Origin of the sequence: Streptomyces antimicrobicus (assembly GCF_020532625.1) — a bacterium.
GTDB lineage: Bacteria > Actinomycetota > Actinomycetes > Streptomycetales > Streptomycetaceae > Streptomyces > Streptomyces antimicrobicus.
On sequence record NZ_JAJAUY010000041.1, the window covers coordinates 23,242 to 43,594 of the forward strand.

General features: G+C 75.2%; 10 protein-coding genes and 1 pseudogene. 8 read left to right on the forward strand and 3 right to left on the reverse strand.

The genetic code is table 11. The annotated features are described in order from the left end of the window. Positions 1–4 precede the first annotated feature (4 nt). On the forward strand, positions 5–2,920 hold the full coding sequence (locus LG632_RS13345; protein WP_226727238.1) for an SUKH-4 family immunity protein: 2,916 nt from the start codon (positions 5–7) through the stop codon (positions 2,918–2,920). A gap of 227 nt (positions 2,921–3,147) precedes the next feature. Next, positions 3,148–4,023 (forward strand): coiled-coil domain-containing protein, encoded by an 876-nt coding sequence (locus LG632_RS13350; protein WP_226727239.1) that lies wholly within the window; start codon positions 3,148–3,150, stop codon positions 4,021–4,023. 294 nt (positions 4,024–4,317) lie between these two features. Here LG632_RS13350 and LG632_RS13355 read toward each other — a convergent pair whose 3' ends face one another. Together LG632_RS13355 and LG632_RS13360 are read right to left on the reverse strand one after the other, a co-directional pair. Continuing rightward, positions 4,318–5,148: a hypothetical protein gene (locus LG632_RS13355; protein ID WP_226727240.1), complete on the reverse strand. Its 831-nt coding sequence runs from the start codon at positions 5,146–5,148 to the stop codon at positions 4,318–4,320. Positions 5,149–5,317: 169 nt separating this feature from the next. Continuing rightward, positions 5,318–6,994 carry an MFS transporter gene (locus tag LG632_RS13360; RefSeq protein WP_226727241.1) on the reverse strand — a complete coding sequence of 559 codons (1,677 nt, stop codon included), beginning with the start codon at positions 6,992–6,994 and terminating at the stop codon, positions 5,318–5,320. A 331-nt stretch (positions 6,995–7,325) separates the two neighbouring features. On the opposite strand from LG632_RS13360, the gene LG632_RS13365 reads away from it, so the two are divergent. From LG632_RS13365 to LG632_RS13390, 6 genes are all read left to right on the forward strand, one after another. Continuing rightward, the gene (locus LG632_RS13365; protein ID WP_264201759.1) at positions 7,326–8,102 is read left to right on the forward strand and encodes an ABC transporter ATP-binding protein; all 777 of its coding nucleotides are present in this window, start codon (positions 7,326–7,328) and stop codon (positions 8,100–8,102) included. Beyond that, on the forward strand, positions 8,099–10,675 hold the full coding sequence (locus LG632_RS13370) for an ABC transporter permease (protein WP_226727243.1): 2,577 nt from the start codon (positions 8,099–8,101) through the stop codon (positions 10,673–10,675). Before LG632_RS13365 ends, LG632_RS13370 begins: the two co-directional genes overlap by 4 nt. Before the next feature lie 682 nt (positions 10,676–11,357). Next, positions 11,358–14,894 carry a transcription-repair coupling factor gene (gene mfd / locus LG632_RS13375; protein ID WP_226727244.1) on the forward strand — a complete coding sequence of 1,179 codons (3,537 nt, stop codon included), beginning with the start codon at positions 11,358–11,360 and terminating at the stop codon, positions 14,892–14,894. Positions 14,895–15,005: 111 nt separating this feature from the next. Beyond that, the gene (locus LG632_RS13380; RefSeq protein WP_226727245.1) at positions 15,006–17,012 is read left to right on the forward strand and encodes an N-6 DNA methylase; all 2,007 of its coding nucleotides are present in this window, start codon (positions 15,006–15,008) and stop codon (positions 17,010–17,012) included. 109 nt (positions 17,013–17,121) lie between these two features. Beyond that, positions 17,122–17,769, forward strand: coding sequence for a hypothetical protein (locus LG632_RS13385; protein WP_226727246.1), 648 nt, complete (start codon positions 17,122–17,124; stop codon positions 17,767–17,769). Then, the gene (locus LG632_RS13390; RefSeq protein WP_226727247.1) at positions 17,766–19,280 is read left to right on the forward strand and encodes a serine/threonine-protein kinase; all 1,515 of its coding nucleotides are present in this window, start codon (positions 17,766–17,768) and stop codon (positions 19,278–19,280) included. Before LG632_RS13385 ends, LG632_RS13390 begins: the two co-directional genes overlap by 4 nt. Here the strand turns inward: LG632_RS13390 and LG632_RS13395 are convergent. Further along, positions 19,265–20,353 (reverse strand): annotated as a pseudogene (locus LG632_RS13395) (YfhO family protein); the annotation flags it as partial. The gene LG632_RS13390 and the pseudogene LG632_RS13395 overlap by 16 nt on opposite strands.

The window sequence follows — 20,353 nt, forward strand, 5'->3', positions numbered from 1 at the left end:
GGTCGTGGTGACGTTCGCGCAGGCGCAGGAGCGCGCCGAGGAGTGGATCAACGGGGACGTGCCGGCGTACCAGCACCGTGAGGTGCGGGTGCGGGAGTTCGGTCTCGGTTTCGTGGTGTGGGCGGAGGACCGGCCGACGGGGCCGGTGTCCGGTGGTGGCCGGCAGCGGTTGGTGATCGCGCGGGACAGCGGTGAGGTGACGTTGTGGCCGGGGTTGCCGGTGGGTGAGGTGATCCGGCGGTACGAGGAGGAGTACGGGGTGGCCTCGGCCGGGGTGCCGGAGGTGTCGGTGCCGCCGCCGCGGATCGACTCGGAGCAGACGTCGTTCATGCTCAGTCCGCCGGAGTGGTTGCAGGCGGCGGCGGATGCCCAGGGGATTCCGGGTGGTTCTGCCGCTCGGGGGCCGGTGTCGGCTGCGGATGCGGCTTCGGGTGCGGCTGCGGGTGTGGCTTCGGCGTCGGCGGGGACTCCGTCCGGTGGGGCGGCGGTGCCGGGGGTGCCCGGTGGTGGGTCGGCCCCTGGTGGGGCGGACGCCTTCCCGGGTGCGCCGGACTCGTCGGTGCCTGCGTCGGGTGTCGGGGTGTCGGGATCGGCCGGTGCGGCGTCGGCTGGTGCGCAGTCGGGCGGTGCGGCGTCGGACGGTGCGGCCGTGCCGGGTGGCACGCCGGTGTCCGGTACGCCGGTGTCCGGTGTGCCGGTGTCCGGTGCGCCGGCCGGCGGGACGCCCGCGCCGGGTGCCGGGGCGTTCCCGGACGCGCCGGGGTCTGCCGGTTCCGGTGCCGGGGCGTTCCCGGACGCGCCGGGGTCGACCGGTTCGGGTGGGGGTGCGCCCGGGTCCGGGTTCCCGGCCGCGGGTGGGGAGACGCCCTGGGCGGGGACCGATGTGACCGGGGGTGACGACGCCTCGGTGCCGTTGCCCGCGACGGTGTTCGCGCCGCCGTTGTCCGGGTCGGACTTCGACGACGACGCGGCGCCCGGCGCCGGGTCGGAGGCCAAGACCACGCTCCTGCCCGGGGGCAGCCAGTTGCCCGCCACGGCCGTGGCTCCGGCTCTCGACATCGACATCGACTTCGCGAACGCCTCCACCGGCAGGGCGGAGCCCGAACGCCCCGCCGGTCCGCCCGGGGCGCAGCCCGCGTCTGTGCCCCCCGGCCCGCCGGGAGCCCCTGGTGCGCCTGTGCCTCCGAGTGCCCCGCACCACGCGGCGACGATGCTGGCCGGGCCTGCGGTGGGTGGTCCGCCTGCGCCTCCTGGGCCGCCTGGTGCTCCTGCTGCGCCGTCCGCGCCTCCTGGGCCGCCCGGTGCTCCTAGTGCGCCGGTGGCGCCTCCTGGGCCGCCTGGTGCGCCTGGTTCGCTCGGTGGTGGGTTGGACCATGCGGCGACGATGCTGGCCGGGCCCGCGGTGGGTGGTCCGCCGGCTCCTCCCGATCCGCCTCCGGCTCCTGGTGCTCCTGGTGCGCCCGTTGCGCCGCCTGGTCCTCCCGGCGTGCCCGGCGGGTCCCTCGGCGGGGCCCGCGGCGGTGGGCTGGACCATGCCGCGACGATGCTGGCCGGGCCCGCGGTGGGTGGTCCGCCCGCGCCTCCCGGTCCGCCTCCGGCTCCTGGTGCTCCTGGTGCGCCGGTGGCGCCTCCTGGGCCGCCTGGTGCGCCTGGTTCGCTCGGTGGTGGGTTGGACCATGCGGCGACGATGCTGGCCGGGCCCGCGGTGGGTGGCCCGCCGGCTCCTCCGGGGCCGCCCGGAGCCCCCGGCGCTCCCGGTGCCCCGCGTAGTGCCGGGGCTCCCGGTGCCCCGGCCGCGCCCGGCGGCCTTGGCGGTGCCGGGCTCGACCACGCCCCGACGATGATGGCCGGGCCCGGGCAGGTCCCGCCGCCCGTTCCGGCCCCGGCGCCCGCGCCGCAGGCAGGAGCGCCGGCTCCGGCGCCGGCTCCGGCGCAGCCGGGCGTGCCCACGGTCGGGCCCGGTTACCAGGCCGTGCTGCGCTACCGCGCGCCCGACGGCTCCGAGCAGCAGATCATCCGCCGCTCGGCGCCCGGCACCCCGCACCCGGAGTGGCAGATCCTGCACGAGCTGCGCGCGATGAACGTGCCGCCGCAGCAGGTGCTGGAGCTGCACACGGAGCTGGAGTCGTGCGAGTTGCCGGGCGGTTACTGCGCGCGGATGATCCGCGAGACCTGGCCGCAGGTGCGGATCACCAGCGTGGCGCCGTACGGCAAGGACCACGCCGGCCGTCAGGCGGGCATGCGGCACTTGCTCACCCATCAGGGGGAGCTGCACCAGGTCGCCGACGGTCCGGCGCGCCCGGCGCCGGTGCGGGCGCCGCTGCCGCAGGTGCCGCTGCAGCCGGCCGTCCCGATGGAGGCGATCGGGCAGGAGCTGCTGGCGGCGTTCGGCCCGCAGGGCGTGTTCCGGTACGACCAGCGGGCCGTGTCCCGGCAGGGTGTGCCGGAGATCGTCGCGCACACGTTGGTGTGGGCGGGGCTGCCGCTGGACATGGGGCCGTTCTTCTGGGCGCAGGCCCAGCCGGGCCAGCCGGTGCCGACGCTGGCGGAGCTGGCCGCGCAGCGCCAGGTGCAGCCGGCCTCGGACGCGGGTTCGTACCTGGTGATCGGCAGCGACTTCGGCAAGGCGTTGTGCGTGCAGTACGGGACGGCGCACATCGTGGCCGTGCCGGTGGAGGGTGGTCCGGGTGGGGCGCCGGTGGCGCCGCAGTTCGTCAACTCCAGCCTGCCGCAGTTCGCGCGGTCGCTGGCGATGCTGGGTCACATGTGGCGTCTGCGGCTGCATCTGACGCCGGAGCAGGCGGGCCGCTGGACCGTCGATTTCCAGGCGAACCTGGCGGGGTTGGACAGTGCGGCGCTGGCCTCGCCGGAGAGCTGGTGGTCGGTGCTGGTGGAGCAGATGTGGGACGGCCTGCTCTGACCGTCGCGGCCCGGGGCGTTTCGCACCGGGCCGGCCCGGGCCCGGTGGGGTCCGGCTGAGCGGGGCGGCGTCGGGGTGGCCGGCGCCGTCCGGGTGGCCGGGCCGCGACCCTCGTTACGGGGGTTGCGGCCCGGCCATTGCCGCTTCCAGGGGCAAATGACGCATCCTTGACAGGAATCGACGCGCACCGGCCCCGGCAGAGAGGCGCTTCCCCGATGAGTGCACCCATGTCACCCCATGGTTTCGCGACCGTCCGCGGGCGCGGGTACCGCCCGGACGAGGTCGACCGGGCCGTGGCCCGGCTGTCCGGGAGCCGGGACGAGGCCTGGGAGCGGGTGGCCCGGCTGACCGTGCTGGCCCGGCGCATGGAGGCCGAGGCGGAGCGGCTGCAGGAGGCGGTGGCGGCGCTCGCGCCGCAGACGTACGACGACCTGAGCGAGCGCGCCCGCCGGATCCTGGCGCTGGTGCTGGAGGAGGCCGACGCGGTACGGGCGGACGCCCGTGCCGACGCGGTGGCGATCGCGGGTGCGGCCGAGGCGCACGCGGAGCGGGTGGCGGAGCTGGCCCGGCAGGACGCGCAGGCGGTGCGGGAGCAGACGGAGGTCCGGATCCGGCAGGCGCTGCTGCGGGCGGAGCAGGAGGCCGACCAGGTGCGGGGGGCGGCCCGGCAGGACGCGGCGGCGTGGGTGGGCGAGGGGCAGGCGGCGCTGGACGAGATGCGCCGGCGCTGCGACGCGCTGCTGGCCGAGCAGGAGGCGGAGCGGCGGGAGCGCTGGGAGACGGCCGAACGCGAGTACGCCCGGCGTGAGGCCGAGGCCGACGCGCGGGACCGGGAGTGGGACCGGTACGGCCAGGGCCGGCTGGCGGAGGCGCGGCGCGCCTACGCGGAGGCCGAGGAGTCCGCCCGGCACAGCCAGGACGAGGCGGAGGCCCGTGCCGAGGAACTCCTGGCGCAGGCGCGGGTGCGCGAGGAGCGCGTGGCCCGCGAGACGGAGCGGCTCCTGCGGGAGCACGCGGCGACCCAGGAGGAGATCCGGGCCCACATGGACCACGTCCGCGCCAGCCTGGCCGCCCTCACAGGCCGAGCCCCGGCCGAAGGCTGACCCGCACGGCTCCGCCGCGAGCCCGTACGCACGCGGCCCCGCCAACGGCCGCCCGGTCCCCGGCGCCGGGCCGCGGGGCGGGGGCCGGGGCGGCCGGCGTCCGCCCGCCGCGTGCGGCGTGTCCGCCGGCTGGCGGGGAGCCGGTTGGGTCTGCTGCGCGGTCTGGTTTCGGCCCCGGTGTCGCGGCTCGGCGGGAGGGCCGTGGCCCGGAGGGCGCGGGCGGGTTCGGGGGTAGGCCGTGGTCGGCCCGGCCGGGTGGCGCGGTGGCGGGTGGGGGTTGTGGTGCCGGGGGTGTCAGGGGTTCGGGGTGTAGTGGTACGGGTCGCTGCGGAGGCCGCGGGCGGTGACGTGGAGGGTGGCCGGGGTGTCCGGGGAGGTGCCCTGGGACGGGACGAAGAGGGTGCCGTCCGGGGTGGGGGTGGCGACGACCGGGGGGAGGGTGTCCACGGTGACCTTGGGGTTGCCGTGGGTGGTGTCGGCGTCGAAGCCGCCGCCCTCGATCACGAAGCCCTCGGTGGTGCGGGTGACGCGGGTGATGACCGGGTTGGGCCGGGCGGCCAGCTTGTTGACCAGGTAGGCGCCCGCGGGCGCGCCGGTCAGCGCCCAGATCTGGTCGGGCAGGTCGGGCAGGCCCGCGCGGACGTCCGCGAGGAAGAAGGCGACGACGTAGGCCATCGTGACCGCGCTGAGCACGACGTACTGGAGGTCGACCAGGTCGGTGCGGCCGCCGTCGTTGGCGATCAGGTCGCGGGCCGTGGGTCGGGCCCCGGGCCGGAGCGCGGGCTTGCTGAGGGTGCCGTGCTGCACCCGGATGCCGACCACCGCCTTGGCCGCGATCAGGGCGACGTAGGGGCCGCCGAGCAGCGGCAGGTAGACGGTGGTGAGGGAGGAGAGCGGGCCGTCGGGGCCGTGGAAGTACGAGGTGCCGCCGCCGGCGACCAGGCCGTAGCCGAGGATCGTCACCAGCAGCCAGACCAGGATCACCGTCCAGGCGAACGCCAGGGTGGTGGAGGTGGACAGCCGCCCGTCGCGGCCGGTCAGGAAGGCCGGGGCGCGGCGCAGGCGCAGCAGGGCCGGCCCGGCCAGGGCCGCCAGGGCGGCGAGTGCCCAGAGTGCCGAAAGCATGTGTGTTCCCCCCGTTGTCGGTCTCCGCAGTCGTATCGTGCTACCGGGGACATGACAAGCCGCCACCCCGCACACCGCCGCGCGCCCGGCGGCCCGTCGCGCCGCCGCCGCCCCGCACACCGCGGCGCCTTCGGCGCCCCGCACCCCGACCCGCCTTCGGCGCCCCGGCTCAGTCCTCCCGCTGCTCCGGCAGCACCGGGAAGCGGCGCGGTGCGACGACGAGCAGGACGAGCAGCGCGGCCACCGCCGCCGCGCTCGCGCCGAGGAAGATGTGGTCCACGGCGGTGGCCACCGCGCCGCGCAGCTGTTCGGCGGCGGCCGCCGGTACCAGGTCCGGCCGGTCCAGGGCCTGGGAGACGTCGTCCAGCCGGGTCGGCAGGCCCGGCACGGCGGCGTCGGCGAGCCGGGCGCCGATGGTGAGGTTGGCGACCGCGCCGAGCGCGGCGGCGCCGAGGCTCTGTCCGACCTGGCGGCAGAACAGCACCGAGGCGGTGGTCGTGCCGCGCTCGCCCCAGCCGACGGTGGACTGCACCCCGACGATCAGCGGCAGCTGGAACAGCCCGAGCGCCGCGCCCAGCAGCAGCATGATCAGCGCGGGCTGCCAGGGCCGCGCCGGGTGGGGCAGCAGGGTGAAGGAGAACAGCACGACGGCGGCCAGCCCGATGCCGAGGGCCGCGGAGTTGCGAAAGCCGATGCGCCGGTACACGTGCTGGCTCAGGGCGGCGGTGACGGGCCAGCTCAGGGTCATGCCGGACATCACGAAGCCGGCGCTGATCGGGTCCAGCCCGAGCACGCTCTGGGCGTAGGTGGGGACGAAGACCACCGGGGCGACCATGACCACGCCGAGGGCGGCCATGGCGAGGTTGACGGCGGCGATGGTCCGCCGGCGCCACACCCAGCCGGGCAGCACCGGCTCCTCGGCCCGGCGTTCGATCCGTACGACGAGCACCGCGAGGGCGGCGCTCGTGGCCAGCAGCGCCAGTGAGGGAGCCGACAGCCAGGGCCAGGCGACCCCGCCCTGCACCACGGCGAACAGCAGAGTGCCGCCGCAGGCGAAGACGGCCAGCGCCCCCGCCCAGTCGATCGGGCCGCGCGGGGCGGCCGGGGTGCGGGCGGGCTCCCGTAGGTGACGGTGGATCAGCCACAGGGCCACCACCCCCACGGGCAGGTTGATCAGGAAGATCCACCGCCAGTGGGCGTACGCGGCGAGCAGTCCGCCGAGCGCCGGGCCGCCGACGGCGGAGGTGGCCCACACCGTGGACATGCGGGCCTGGATCCGCAGGCGGTCCTTGAGCGGGTACAGGTCGGCGGCCAGGGTCTGCACGGTGCCCTGCAGGGCGCCGCCGCCGAGCCCCTGGACGATACGGAACGCGATCAGTGCCGCCATGTTCCAGGCCACCGAGCACAGCAGGCAGCCCACCAGGAACAGGGCGATGCCGAACAGCAGGACGGGCTTGCGGCCGAAGGTGTCGGAGAGCTTGCCGTACACCGGAAGGCTGACGGTGACCGCGAGGAGGTAGCCGGAGAAGAGCCAGGAGAAGACGGAGAAGCCGCCGAGGTCGCCGACGATCTGGGGGACGGCGGTGGCCACGATGGTGCCTTCGAGGGCGGCGAGGCCCATGGTGAGCATCAGCGCGGCGACCACCGCGGTACGCGGGCGGGGCGCCCGGCCCGGGTGGTCGGCCGGGGCCGGCCGGCCCGGGCCGGCGTCCGTACTGCTGCCGCTGCTGCTGGTACCGCTGCTGCTGGTACCGCTGCCGCTGCCGCTGGCGTTGCTGCTGCCGCCGTTGCCGTTGCCGTTGCCGCTGCCGCCGCCCGCGCCGCCGGTGCTCTCCCCCGCAGTCACCAAGATCCTTTCACTGTGCACGCAGGTGCGGGGAACACCTTCTCACCGCCGCGCACCCGACGGAATCCCCCATCTCACGTCCGCCGCAGGGGTGAGGACCCCTAGGGGACGGTCCTCACAACGGCCCAGGGGTCCTTCGTCCCGGTGGATGAGGAAACGGTTTCCGGCCGGTTCTTAACTGGTTCCTACGGGCCCGGGGGTGGGGACAACCCCCCGCCGAAGACGGGGTCGCGCCCCAGCGCGGCGGTCGGCCCGCAGGCCACAGACTCTCGCCGAGCGACGACGCAGGCACACCGGACAGGACGACGAGGAGAAGACCGTGACAACGGCAATGACCGAAACCAGGCACGGCGGTACGGGGGGAGCCGTGCCCGTCGCGGCCCGGGCACGGCAGGTCGTCAAGGCCTACGGCTCCGGTGAGACCCGTGTCGTCGCCCTGGACCACGTCGACGTGGACATCCACCAGGGGCAGTTCACGGCGATCATGGGCCCGTCGGGCTCCGGCAAGTCCACCCTGATGCACTGCCTGGCCGGTCTGGACACCGTCTCCAGCGGGCAGATCCACCTCGCCGACACCGAGATCACCGGCCTGAAGGACAAGAAGCTCACCCAGCTGCGCCGGGACCGGATCGGCTTCATCTTCCAGGCCTTCAACCTGCTGCCGACGCTGAACGCCCTGGAGAACATCACCCTCCCCATGGACATCGCGGGCCGCAAGCCCGACCCGGAGTGGCTGAACCGGGTGGTGGAGACCGTGGGCCTGTCCGGCCGCCTGCGGCACCGCCCGACCCAGCTCTCCGGCGGCCAGCAGCAGCGCGTGGCCGTGGCCCGGGCGCTGGCCGCCCGGCCGGCGATCATCTTCGGGGACGAGCCGACCGGGAACCTGGACTCCCGGGCCGGCGCCGAGGTGCTCGGCTTCCTGCGCCGCTCGGTCGACGAGCTCGGCCAGACCATCGTGATGGTCACCCACGACCCCGTCGCCGCCTCCTACGCCGACCGCGTGCTGTACCTGGCCGACGGCCGGATCGTGGACGAGATGTGGAACCCGACGGCCGACCAGGTCCTGGACCGCATGAAGGACTTCGACGCGCGCGGGCGGACCTCGTGAGCGTGCTGAAGACCTCCCTGCGCAACGTCCTCGCGCACAAGGGGCGGATGGCGCTCTCGGCCGTCGCGGTCCTGCTCTCCGTCGCCTTCGTGTGCGGCACGCTGGTGTTCACCGACACCATGAACACCACCTTCGACAAGCTGTTCGCGACCACCGGCGCCGATGTCACCGTCAGCGCCGCGGCGCCCGGGTCGGGCGAGGAGAACCCGCAGCGCGGCCGGCCCGAGACCGTCCCCGCCGACACGGTGGACAAGGTCGCCAAGGTGCCGGGCGTGCGGTCCGCCGAGGGCAGCGTGGTCTCCATGTCCGTCACGGTGGTCGACTCCCGCAACAACGACATCGGTCCCACCTCCGGCGCCCCGACCATCGCCGCCAGCTGGAACGACCTTGAGCTGAAGTCGGTCGAGGTCAGCTCCGGCCACCCGCCGCGCGGGCCCACCGAGGTGATGCTCGACGCCGACACCGCCCGCAAGCACCAGCTGAAGATCGGTGACGAGCTGCGGATCATCGCCCTGCCCGGCGACTTCCGGGCCACCGTCACGGGCATCACCACCTTCAAGGTGACCAACCCGGGCGCCACCTTGATCCACCTGGACATGGCGACGGCCCAGCAGAAGCTGCTCGGCGGGGCCGGGCTGCTCACCCACGTCAACGTCACCGCCCAGGACGGCGTCTCCCCCGACCGGCTCAAGGCGAACCTGTCCACCGCGCTCGGCGCGGACACGTACAAGCTGCAGACCGCCAAGGAGGCCGCGGACGCCGGACGCAAGGACGTCGGCGCCTTCCTCGACGTCATGAAGTACGTGATGCTCGGCTTCGCCGCCATCGCGTTCCTCGTCGGCATCTTCCTGATCTTCAACACCTTCTCGATGCTGGTCGCCCAGCGCACCCGCGAGATCGGCCTGCTGCGCGCCATCGGCTCCGACCGCGGCCAGATCAACCGCTCGGTGCTCACCGAGGCCCTGCTGCTCGGCGTGTTCGGTTCGCTGCTCGGCATCGGCGCCGGCATCGGCCTGGCCGTCGGCCTGATGAAGCTGATGGGCCAGATGGGCATGAACCTCTCCCTGGACGACCTCACGGTCCTGTGGACCACCCCGGTCGTCGGCCTGGTGCTCGGCGTCGTCGTCACCGTCGTCGCCGCGTACGTCCCGGCGCGCCGCGCCGGCAAGGTCTCCCCGATGGCCGCCCTGCGCGACGCCGGCACCCCCGGCGACCGCAAGGCGGGCCTGGTCCGCGGCGTCCTCGGCCTGGTCCTCACGGCCGCCGGCGGCGCGGCCCTGTTCCTCACCACGCGGGCCGCCACGGCCGGTCCGGGCTCGCTGTGGCTGGGCCTGGGCGTGGTGCTCACCCTGATCGGCTTCATCGTGATCGGCCCGCTGCTGGCGGGCGGGGTGGTGCGGGTGCTGTCCGGTGTCGTGCTGCGGCCGTTCGGCCCGGTGGGCCGGCTCGCCGAGCGCAACGCGCTGCGCAACCCGCGCCGTACGGGGGCCACGGCCGCCGCGCTGATGATCGGACTGGCGCTGGTCGCCTGCCTGTCCGTGGTCGGCTCCTCCATGGTGGCCTCCGCCACCGACGAACTCGACCGGACCGTCGGCGCCGACTTCATGGTGCAGTCCCAGACCGGGCAGCCGGTGGTGCCGCAGGCCGAGCAGGCCATGCGCGGCGTGCCCGGACTCCAGCACGTCACCGCGTACCGCGGTCTGGACGCCAAGGTCACCGCGCCCGACGGCTCCACCGTCGAGGAGAGCCTGAGCGTCACCGACCCGACGTACGCCGAGGACGTGCGCCGCAAGACGACCGCCGGGCAGCACGCCGACGCGTACGCCGCCGGCAGCATGGCGGTCGGCTCGGACTACGCCGCCGCCCACCACGTCAAGGTCGGCGACGAGCTGACGGTGGCCTTCGCGGAGGGCCGTAGCGCCAAGCTGAAGGTCGCGGCGATCACCAAGGACGAGGGCAACCTCGACAAGGGCGCGATGTACATCAGCACCAGGACGGCCGAGCAGTACGTGCCGGCCGACCGGATGCCGCGGCCGTTCATGCTGCTGGGCAAGGCCCAGAGCGGCAAGGGCGACAGCGCCTACACGGCGCTGAAGGCGGCGCTGGCGCCGTACCCGCAGTACAAGGTGCTCGACCAGACCGACTACAAGCAGCTGCTGAAGGACCAGGTCGGCCAGTTGCTGAACATGGTCTACGGCCTGCTGGCCCTGGCGATCATCGTCGCGGTCCTGGGCGTGGTGAACACCTTGGCCCTGTCGGTGGTCGAGCGGACCCGGGAGATCGGCCTGATGCGGGCCATCGGCCTGTCCCGCCGCCAGCTGCGGCGGATGATCCGCCTGGAGTCGGTGGTCATCGCCCTCTTCGGCGCCCTGCTGGGCCTGGGACTGGGCATGGGCTGGGGCGCGACGGCGCAGCAGCTGCTGGCCCTGGAGGGCATGAAGGTCCTGCAGATCCCGTGGCCGACCATCCTGGGCGTCTTCGCGGGCTCGGCCCTGGTGGGCCTGTTCGCGGCGCTGGTTCCCGCGTTCCGGGCGGGGCGGATGAACGTGCTGAACGCGATCGCCAGCGAATAGGTCGCGCGGCGGCCAGGGTGTCCCGGGCCGCGCGCACCACGACGGGGCCCGGGCCCCGGCCCCGCCACCTTGGCCGGGCCGGGGCCCCAGGCGTACCCGGCCGCCCCTCGCGGCCGAGCCCGGCCCGGGGGGACGGGGGCGGAGGGTGGGGGTGTCCGGGACGTAAAGCGTGATGTGTGGCGAGACCTGGCCTCCAGCGCAGTAGGAGGCACCACGCCATAAATCATGCAGTCCCGGACACCCCCACCCGGAGTCGCCGTCCCCCCGGGCCCCTGCGCGTCCCCGCCAAGCCGGGCCCCGTCAACCGCCGGGCCCGGCGCATGCCTGCCCGGCCCCGCGTACGCCCGCCGGGCCCGGTGCGCGCCTGCCGGGCCCGGTGCGCGCCTGCCGGGCCCGGTGCTGCCTCGCGGAGGCGTTGTGCGGGGGCCGGGAGCTCCGGGTGGGGGTGTCCGGGACTGCATGATTTATGGCGGGTCGCCTCGTTTCGTTCGTGGGGCGCGGTGCACGCCACAAATCACGCTTTACGTCCCGGACACCCCCACCCTGCGCCCCCGGCCCGGAGCCGCGGCGGGGCGGGATCTCCGGGCGGGGCCCCGAGGGGAGACGTAGGCTGGGTACCCCCGGCCCGTTCACGTGTCGGGCCCTTCGCGTTGCCCCCGAGACCTGCGGATGGAAAGCCCTCATGAGCCTGCACGGACTGCTCGACGCCGTCACCGCGGACCCCGCCCTGGACGAGGCGGTCAAGGCGGCCGGCGACGGTCACCGGATGCATGTCGATCTGGTCGGTCCGGGGGCCGCCCGGCCCTTCGCGATCGCCGCGCTGGCCCGCCGTACCGGGCGCACCGTGCTCGCGGTGACCGCGACCGGCCGGGAGGCCGAGGACCTGGCCGCGGCGCTGCGCTCGCTGATGCCGCCGGGGCAGGAGAGCGCGGTGGTGGACTACCCGGCCTGGGAGACCCTCCCGCACGAGCGGCTCTCGCCGCGCAGCGACACCGTCGGCCGGCGGCTGGCGGTGCTGCGGCGGCTGGCGCACCCCAGCGACGACGACCCGGCCGCGGGCCCCGTCGCCGTGGTGGTCGCGCCCATCCGGTCCGTGCTGCAGCCGCAGGTCAAGGGTCTGGGGGACCTGGTGCCGGTGGCCCTGCGGCAGGGGCAGAGCGCAGACCTCGGGGAGGTCACCGAGGCGCTGGCGGCGGCCGCGTACGCCCGGGTCGAGCTGGTGGAGAAGCGCGGCGAGTTCGCCGTGCGCGGCGGCATCCTCGACGTGTTCCCGCCCACCGAGGAGCACCCGCTGCGCATCGAGTTCTGGGGCGACGAGGTCGAGGAGATCCGCTACTTCAAGGTGGCCGACCAGCGCTCGCTGGAGATCGCCGAGCACGGCCTGTGGGCCCCGCCCTGCCGGGAACTGCTGCTGACCGCCGAGGTCCGGGCGCGGGCCGCCGACCTCGCCGAGCGGCACCCGGAGCTCGGCGAACTGCTGCACAAGATCGCCGAGGGGATCGCCGTCGAGGGCATGGAGTCCCTGGCCCCCGTGCTCGTCGACGACATGGAGCTGCTGCTCGACGTGCTGCCGGACGGCGCCATGACCGTGGTCTGCGACCCCGAGCGGGTCCGGACCCGGGCCGCCGACCTGGTCGCCACCAGCCAGGAGTTCCTCCAGGCGTCCTGGGCCGCCACCGCCGGCGGCGGGCAGGCGCCCATCGACGTCGGCGCGGCCAGCCTCTGGGGCATCGCCGACGTCCGCGACCGGGCCCGCGACCTGGGCATGATGTGGTGGTCGGTGTCCCCGTTCGCCGCCGACGAGGAGCTGTCCGCGGACACGCTGAAGCTCGGCATGCACGCCCCCGAGAGCTACCGCGGCGACACCGCCCGCGCGCTCGCCGACACCAAGGGCTGGATCGCCGACGGCTGGCGCACCGTGTACGTCACCGAGGGCCACGGCCCGGCCGCCCGTACGGTCGAGGTGCTCGGCGGCGAGGGGATCGCCGCCCGGCTCCAGGCCGACCTCGGCGCGCTGGAGCCCTCCTTGGTGCACGTCGCCTGCGGCGCCCTCGACAGCGGCTTCGTCGACCCGGCGCTGCGGATCGCGGTGCTCACCGAGACCGACCTGACCGGTCAGCGCACCGCCACCAAGGACCTGGGCCGGATGCCGGCCCGCCGCCGCAAGACGATCGACCCGCTGACCCTGCAGGCCGGCGACTACATCGTCCACGAGCAGCACGGCGTGGGCCGCTACATCGAGATGGTGCAGCGCACCGTCCAGGGCGCCACCCGCGAGTACCTGCTCGTGGAGTACGCCCCGGCCAAGCGCGGCCAGCCCGGCGACCGCCTCTACATCCCCACCGACCAGCTGGAGCAGGTCACCAAGTACGTCGGCGGCGAGGCGCCCACCTTGCACCGGCTCGGCGGCGCCGACTGGACCAAGACCAAGCAGAAGGCCAAGAAGGCCGTCAAGGAGATCGCGGCCGACCTCATCAAGCTCTACTCGGCCCGGATGGCGGCGCCCGGTCACGCGTTCGGCCCCGACACCCCCTGGCAGCGCGAGCTGGAGGACGCGTTCCCGTACGCGGAGACGCCCGACCAGCTCACCACCATCGCCGAGGTCAAGGAGGACATGGAGAAGTCGGTCCCGATGGACCGGCTGATCTGCGGCGACGTCGGCTACGGCAAGACCGAGATCGCGGTGCGGGCGGCGTTCAAGGCGGTCCAGGACGGCAAGCAGGTGGCCGTGCTCGTGCCCACGACCCTGCTCGTCCAGCAGCACTTCGGCACGTTCTCCGAGCGCTACAGCCAGTTCCCGGTGAACGTGCGGGCGCTGTCGCGGTTCCAGACGGACACCGAGGCCAAGGCCACCTTGGAGGGCCTGAAGGAAGGCTCGGTGGACGTGGTGATCGGCACGCACCGGCTGTTCTCGTCCGAGACCAGGTTCAAGGACCTGGGGCTGGTCATCGTCGACGAGGAGCAGCGCTTCGGCGTCGAGCACAAGGAGCAGCTGAAGAAGCTGCGCGCCAACGTCGACGTCCTGACCATGTCCGCCACCCCGATCCCGCGCACCTTGGAGATGGCGGTGACGGGCATCCGCGAGATGTCCACCATCACCACGCCGCCGGAGGAGCGGCACCCGGTGCTGACCTTCGTCGGCCCGTACGAGGAGAAGCAGATCGGCGCGGCCGTGCGCCGCGAACTCCTGCGCGAGGGCCAGGTCTTCTACATCCACAACCGGGTCGAGTCGATCGACCGGGCCGCGGCGCGGCTGCGCGAGATCGTGCCCGAGGCGCGGATCGCCACCGCCCACGGCCAGATGTCGGAGCAGGTCCTGGAGCAGGTCGTCGTGGACTTCTGGGAGAAGAAGTTCGACGTGCTGGTCTCGACGACGATCGTGGAGTCGGGCATCGACATCTCCAACGCCAACACCCTCATCGTCGAACGCGGCGACAACTTCGGCCTCTCCCAGCTGCACCAGCTGCGCGGCCGCGTCGGGCGCGGCCGCGAGCGCGGCTACGCGTACTTCCTGTACCCGCCGGAGAAGCCGCTGACGGAGACGGCCCACGAGCGCCTGGCCACCATCGCCCAGCACACCGAGATGGGCGCGGGCATGTACGTGGCCATGAAGGACCTGGAGATCCGCGGCGCGGGCAACCTGCTCGGCGGCGAGCAGTCCGGTCACATCGCGGGCGTCGGCTTCGACCTGTACGTGCGCATGGTCGGCGAGGCGGTGGCGGACTACCGGGCCTCCCTGGAGGGCGGCGCGCAGGAGGAGCCGCCGCTGGAGGTCAAGATCGAGCTGCCGGTGGACGCGCACGTCCCGCACGACTACGCCCCCGGGGAGCGGCTGCGCCTGCAGGCGTACCGGGCGATCGCCTCGGCCGCCTCGGAGGAGGACATCAAGGCCGTCCGCGAGGAACTCTCCGACCGCTACGGCAAGTTGCCCGAGCCGGTGGAGAACCTCCTGCTGGTGGCGGGCCTGCGGATGCTGGCCCGGGCCTGCGGGGTCGCCGACATCACCCTGCAGGGCACCAACATCCGCTTCGGCCCGGTGGAGCTGCGCGAGTCCCAGGAGCTGCGCCTCAAGCGCCTGTACCCGGGCACGATCCTCAAGCCGGCGACGTCGCAGGTGCTGGTGCCCCGCCCGAAGACGGGCAAGATCGGCGGCAAGCCGCTGGTCGGGCGTGAACTGCTGGCGTGGACCGGCGAGTTCCTGACGACGGTGCTGAGCTAGGCGGGCCGGCCCTCGGGCCCGACCGGGCCCGAGTCGGCGGTGGCGAGCAGCGTTCAGCACCTGTTCGCCTGTGAACCGAGTCAACACGGTGTGGCGCGGTACGCTCGCCCCATGCCGGAACACACTGCCGCCGAGGTGACCGCCGCCGGGATCGCGCGCATGGCGGGGGTGGGGCGGGCCGCCGTCAGCAACTGGCGGCGGCGCCACGCCGACTTCCCCCGCCCCGTCGGCGGGACCCCGGCCAGCCCCTCCTTCGCGCTGGCCGACGTCGAGGACTGGCTGCGGGCGCAGGGGAAGCTGGCCGAGGTGCCGCTGCGCGAGCGGGTCTGGCAGCAGGTCCTCGGTCATCCGGGCGGAGCCGTGGCCGCCCTCGTCGAGGTCGGCCGGGCCCTGCTCGTCGTCCGTGAACGGCCCACGCAGTGGCTGGAGCTGACGGCCGTGTCGGACGCGCGCATGGCGGCCCTGCTCCCCGACGTGGCGGCCCCGCTCCTGGCCGCACGCCTGGGCCCCGACCACCCGCTGACCCACCTGCCCGCCCGGCCCGGCCCCGACCCGGCACCCGCCGCCGGCGCGAGCGCCGGGCCCGCCGGCGCCGCCACCGTCCCCCTGTTGCGGGCCGCCGCCCGGCTGGCGGCCGAGACGGGGGCCCGGCAGGCGTTCGAGTTCCTGGTCGGGCGGTACCTCGACGCCAATCCCCGGCAGTACACGCTCACCCCGCAGGGCCCCGCCGAGCTGATGGCGGCGCTGGCCGGGCCCGCGCGCAGCGCGCTCGATCCCGCCTGCGGTACCGGCGCGCTGCTGCGGGCCGTGCGGGCCGCGCCCGGCGGCCTGGTCCGCCACGGGCAGGACGCCGCACCCGAACTCGCCGCGCTCACCGCGCTGCGCCTGGCCCTGCACGGGGCCGGGGAGGTCCGCGCCGCGGGCGGCGACAGCCTGCGGGCCGACGCCTTCCCGCAGGCCGCCGTCGACGTGGTGCTGTGCCACCCGCCGTTCAACGAGCGCGCCTGGGGTCACGAGGACCTCGCCTACGACCCGCGCTGGGAGTACGGCCTGCCCGCCCGCGCCGAGTCCGAACTGGCCTGGGTCCAGCACTGCCTGGCCCACCTGCGCGAGGGCGGCACCGCCGTGCTGCTCATGCCCCCGGCCGCCGCCGCCCGCCGCTCCGGCCGCCGCATCCGCGCCGACCTGCTGCGCCGCGGTGCGCTGCGCGCCGTCGTCGCGCTCCCCGCGGGGGCCGCGCCGCCGTACGGCGTCCCGCTGCACCTGTGGGTGCTGCGCCGGCCCGTTCCCGGCGCCCCGGCCCCCGCGGACCTGCTGCTCGTCGACGCCGCCGAACCGGCCCCCACCGGGGGCGCAGAACGCGAGAAGGCCTCCTGGCCGGCCGTGCACACCCTGGTGACCGGGGCCTGGGCCGCCTACGACCGCCCCGGCGGCGCGGTCGAACTGCCCGCCGGCAGCCGGGCGGTGTCCGTCATCGAGCTGCTCGACGACGACGTGGACCTCACCCCCGGGCGCCACCTGCCGCCGCCCGCCGCGCCCGGCGGCCTGGCCGAGCTGGCCGACGTACGGGAGCGGCTGGACCGGACCCTGCACCTGGCGGCCGAGCTGACCCCGCCGCCGGCCGCCCCCGGGGACCGGGCCCGGCCGCCGGTCACCACCCTCGGCGAACTCGCCCGGACCGGCGCCCTGGTGCTGCACACCGGCACCGGCAGCGGAGCCCCGGTGCCGCTGGCCGCGGGCGACGTGGTCGTCCCCGCCGTCGGCGGCACGGCCACCGCCCGGGTCGTCACCGACGCCACCGCCGGCGCCGCCCTCGGCCGCAACCTGGTCCTGCTGCGCCCCGACCCGGCCGCCCTCGACCCCTGGTTCCTCGCCGGGTTCCTGCGCGGCACCGCCACCGCCCGCCGGGCCAGCAGCCACGCCTCCACCGCCACCCGGCTCGACGTACGCCGCCTGCAGCTGCCCCGGCTGCCCCTGGCCGACCAGCGCCGCTACGGCGAACGCTTCCGCGCGCTGGCCGCGTTCGAGGACGCGCTGCGGGCGGCCGCCCGGCTCGGCGAACAGCTCGTCCAGGGCCTGTACGACGGGTTGTCCGACGGCACGGTCGGCCCGTCCTGACGGCGGTGGTCACACCCGCATGACGGTTGGTGCATCCGCCGACCGGGTGACGGCGTCCCTGTATACGCTCTGACACGTACGTTTTCAGCCCCGGTCACCAGGAGCAGCGATGCACGGCCCCGGCCTCCCGCAGCACCCCGCCCCGTCGAACAACGGGGTGCAGGTGACGCTGCGCGTGGTGTTCACCGCGCTGACCCTGCTCACCTGCGGGTTCTTCGCGTGGGCGAGCCTGCTCAAGCTGGCCATCGTCACGCGCAGCAGGCGCAACTGGCTGCTGTTCGCCGTCACCGTCGCCATCAACATCACCTGCATCGCCCTGCTCGGCAACGACGACACCCCCGACGGCGAGACCTCGCGCGGCACCGACATCGCGATGACCACCTCGCTCATCACCGCGATCGCCGTCGTCGCCTACTTCCTCTACGAGGACATCCGGCACTACAACTCCCACCCGGCCGGCTGGTACGGCCGGCAGCCGGCCGGCCCGTACTACCCGCCGGTGCCCCCGCAGCAACAGCAGCCCGCCTACGGCTACCCGCACGCGCACACGCCCGCCACGCCGCTCCCGCCCGTGCCGCAGCAGCCGGCCACGCCCGTCCCGCCCGTGCCCCAGCAGCCGGCCACGCCCGTCCCGCCCGTGCCGCCGGTGCAGCAGCCCACCCCGCCGCCCGTCCCGCAGCAGCCCCGCATCGGCCAGGTGCGCGCCGAACTCGACGAGTTGAGCGAGCTGCTGCGCCGCCAGGAGCGCGACCAGTGACCGAGCGGATCGTCGGCGACCGCTACCAGCTCGCCACCGTCCTCGGCCAGGGCGGCATGGGCCAGGTCTGGACGGCGTACGACCAGCGCCTGGACCGGCGGGTGGCCGTGAAGCTGCTGCGCCCGGACAAGGTCGCCGGCCCCGGCACCGTCGCCGAGGAGCTGCGCCGCCGGTTCGTGCGCGAGTGCCGGGTCACCGCCCAGGTCGACCACCCCGGGCTGGTCACCGTCCACGACGCGGGCAGCGACGGCGACGACCTGTTCCTCGTCATGCAGTACGTCGAGGGCGCCGACCTCGCCGACCACCTCGCCGAGCACGACCCGTACCCCTGGCCGTGGGCGGTCTCCGTCGTCGCCCAGCTGTGCTCGGTGCTCTCCGCCGTGCACGCGGTGCCGATCGTCCACCGCGACCTCAAGCCGCGCAACGTGATGGTCCGCCCCGACGGCACGGTGACCGTGCTCGACCTCGGCGTGGCCTCCGTCATGGACACCGACACCACCCGCCTGACCAGCACCGGCTCGCCCATCGGCAGCCCGGCGTACATGGCCCCCGAGCAGGCCATGGGCGGCGCCGTCGGCCCGTACACCGACCTCTACGCCCTCGGCGTGCTGCTGTACGAACTGCTCAGCGGCAACGTCCCCTTCGCTGGCTCCACCGCCCTCGGCGTGCTCCACCGGCACCTGTACGAGCCCCCGCTGCCGGTCCGCCAGCTGCGCCCGGAGATCCCGCAGAAGCTGGAGGACCTCCTGCTGCACCTGCTGGCCAAGGACCCGCAGGAGCGCCCGTCCTCGGCCCAGGAGGTCTACGAGGCGCTGGTCCCGCTGCTGCCCACCGCGGGCTCCGCCGTCCCGGCCGGCCCGCTCGACCCGACCCGGCCGTTCCTGCGCCCGCAGGCGCCCTGGCCCGACCGGGCCACCGCCGCGCCGGCCCCCGGCCCGGCGGCCCCGCCGGTGCCCGCCCGACCGGACCTCGCCGCCACCGTCGACCAGGTCAAGGAGCTGCTCGACCAGGGCCGCCTCACCCAGGCCGTCGACCTGCTCGGCGGCATCCTGCCGACCGCCGCCGCCCAGCACGGCGAGCGCTCCCCGGTCGTGCGCAGTCTGCGCAAGCAGTACGCCGCCACGCTCATGGACGACGGCCAGTACCGCCGCGCCCTGCCCGAGCTGCGCCGGCTGGCCGACGAGTTCCCGGCGGGTGACCCGCAGGCCCTGCGCTTCCGCTACGACGCGGCGATGTGCCTGGAGCAGCTCGGCGAGCCCGCCGCCGCCCTGGCCGAGTACCGCTCGCTGCTGCCGCTGTTCGAGAACCACTACGCCAACCCCGACCCGGAGCTGCCCCTCCAGGTCCGCCGCCGCATCGCCCACCTGCTGCTGTCGCTGGGCGACCGCCCGGCCGCCCACGACACCCTGGCGCGGCTGCTGTTCGACGCCGAGCGCCTGCACGGTCCGGCGCACCCCTTCCCGGACGAGGTCCGCCGCACCCTGCACTGGCTGGGTCAGGTCCGCGGCTGAGCCCGGTCGGCGGACCGGCGCCGCAGCAGCGGCCGGAGCGCGAGCACAGCCGCCGCCAGGCCCGCGGCCACCGCGCCCGGGTACAGCCCCGGCGGGCGGAACGTACAGGTGACCGTCGTGGTCCGGCCGTCCAGCGGGACGGCGACCAGGCCCAGGTGGGAGCCGGCCGGACGGCCGTTGCAGCGCCAGCCCCGTACGGCCGGGGTGGCGAGGACGGCCGTACCGGTGCTCCCGGCGGGCAGGGTCGCCGAGACGCCCGAGTCGTGGACCTCCACGGAGGTGGCCGCCGTGGCCCGCAGCCGCTCCACCGCGGCCGCCAGCCGGGCCCGGTCCAGGCAGCCCAGCTCCCAGGCGGGCGGCGCGGGCCGGTCGAGGACCAGCGCCGAGCGCTCGCCGTGCGAGGTGCCCAGCGGCTGGAGGGCGGCCCGGTTGCGGGGGGAGCGGCCGTTCAGCCGGACGGCCGGGCCGTCCGCCAGGCGGGCCGTGGCGTCGTAGGCCGGTGCCCACAGGAAGGCCTCGGTCCCGGCCGCGCACACGCCGGGGGCCGCCGGCGGGTCGTAGACCTCCGCGCCCAGCAGCAGCTCCTGGTTGGCGAACGGCGAGTTTCCGTAGCCGGGGCTCGCGCCCGGCGGGCGGGTGGTGACCAGCGGCAGGGGCGGCAGCGCCGAGCGGGCCACGGTGCCGTCCGGCTTCAGCCGGGCCCCCACCGCGAACAGCGCGTCGGTGACCGGGTTGTCGATGCTCTGCACGTTGCGGCCGCGGGAGGTCCAGCCGGCGCCGAGCGCGGCCATGGTCCGGGTGAACACGTCCGGGGTGTGGCTGCTGTAGTAGGCCCCGCCCTCGCCGCCCAGCAGCATCGGGTCGTTGCCGGTCAGCGCCGGCCGGCCGGCGTCCGTCCGGTACGCGGGCCAGCCGTCGGCGGCGGCCAGGGCCCGGGCCCGGGCGGTGTGCGCCGGGCCCCAGGACGGGTAGTCGTCCAGCCCGCCGAGCTTGCCCCGGTGCCCGTACGCCACGGTGGCCGCGGCCTGCACCACCAGCGCGGCCGTCAGCAGGGCCGCCGGCAGCAGCGCCGC

Bases quoted from the DNA above. Each gene is read 5' to 3' on its own strand.
- LG632_RS13350 (WP_226727239.1), top strand. From the start codon at position 3,148: ATGTCACCCCATGGTTTCGCGACCGTCCGCGGGCGCGGGTACCGCCCG.
- LG632_RS13355 (WP_226727240.1), bottom strand. From the start codon at position 5,148: ATGCTTTCGGCACTCTGGGCACTCGCCGCCCTGGCGGCCCTGGCCGGG.
- LG632_RS13365 (WP_264201759.1), top strand. From the start codon at position 7,326: ATGACCGAAACCAGGCACGGCGGTACGGGGGGAGCCGTGCCCGTCGCG.
- mfd (WP_226727244.1), top strand. From the start codon at position 11,358: ATGAGCCTGCACGGACTGCTCGACGCCGTCACCGCGGACCCCGCCCTG.
- LG632_RS13380 (WP_226727245.1), top strand. From the start codon at position 15,006: ATGCCGGAACACACTGCCGCCGAGGTGACCGCCGCCGGGATCGCGCGC.
- LG632_RS13385 (WP_226727246.1), top strand. From the start codon at position 17,122: ATGCACGGCCCCGGCCTCCCGCAGCACCCCGCCCCGTCGAACAACGGG.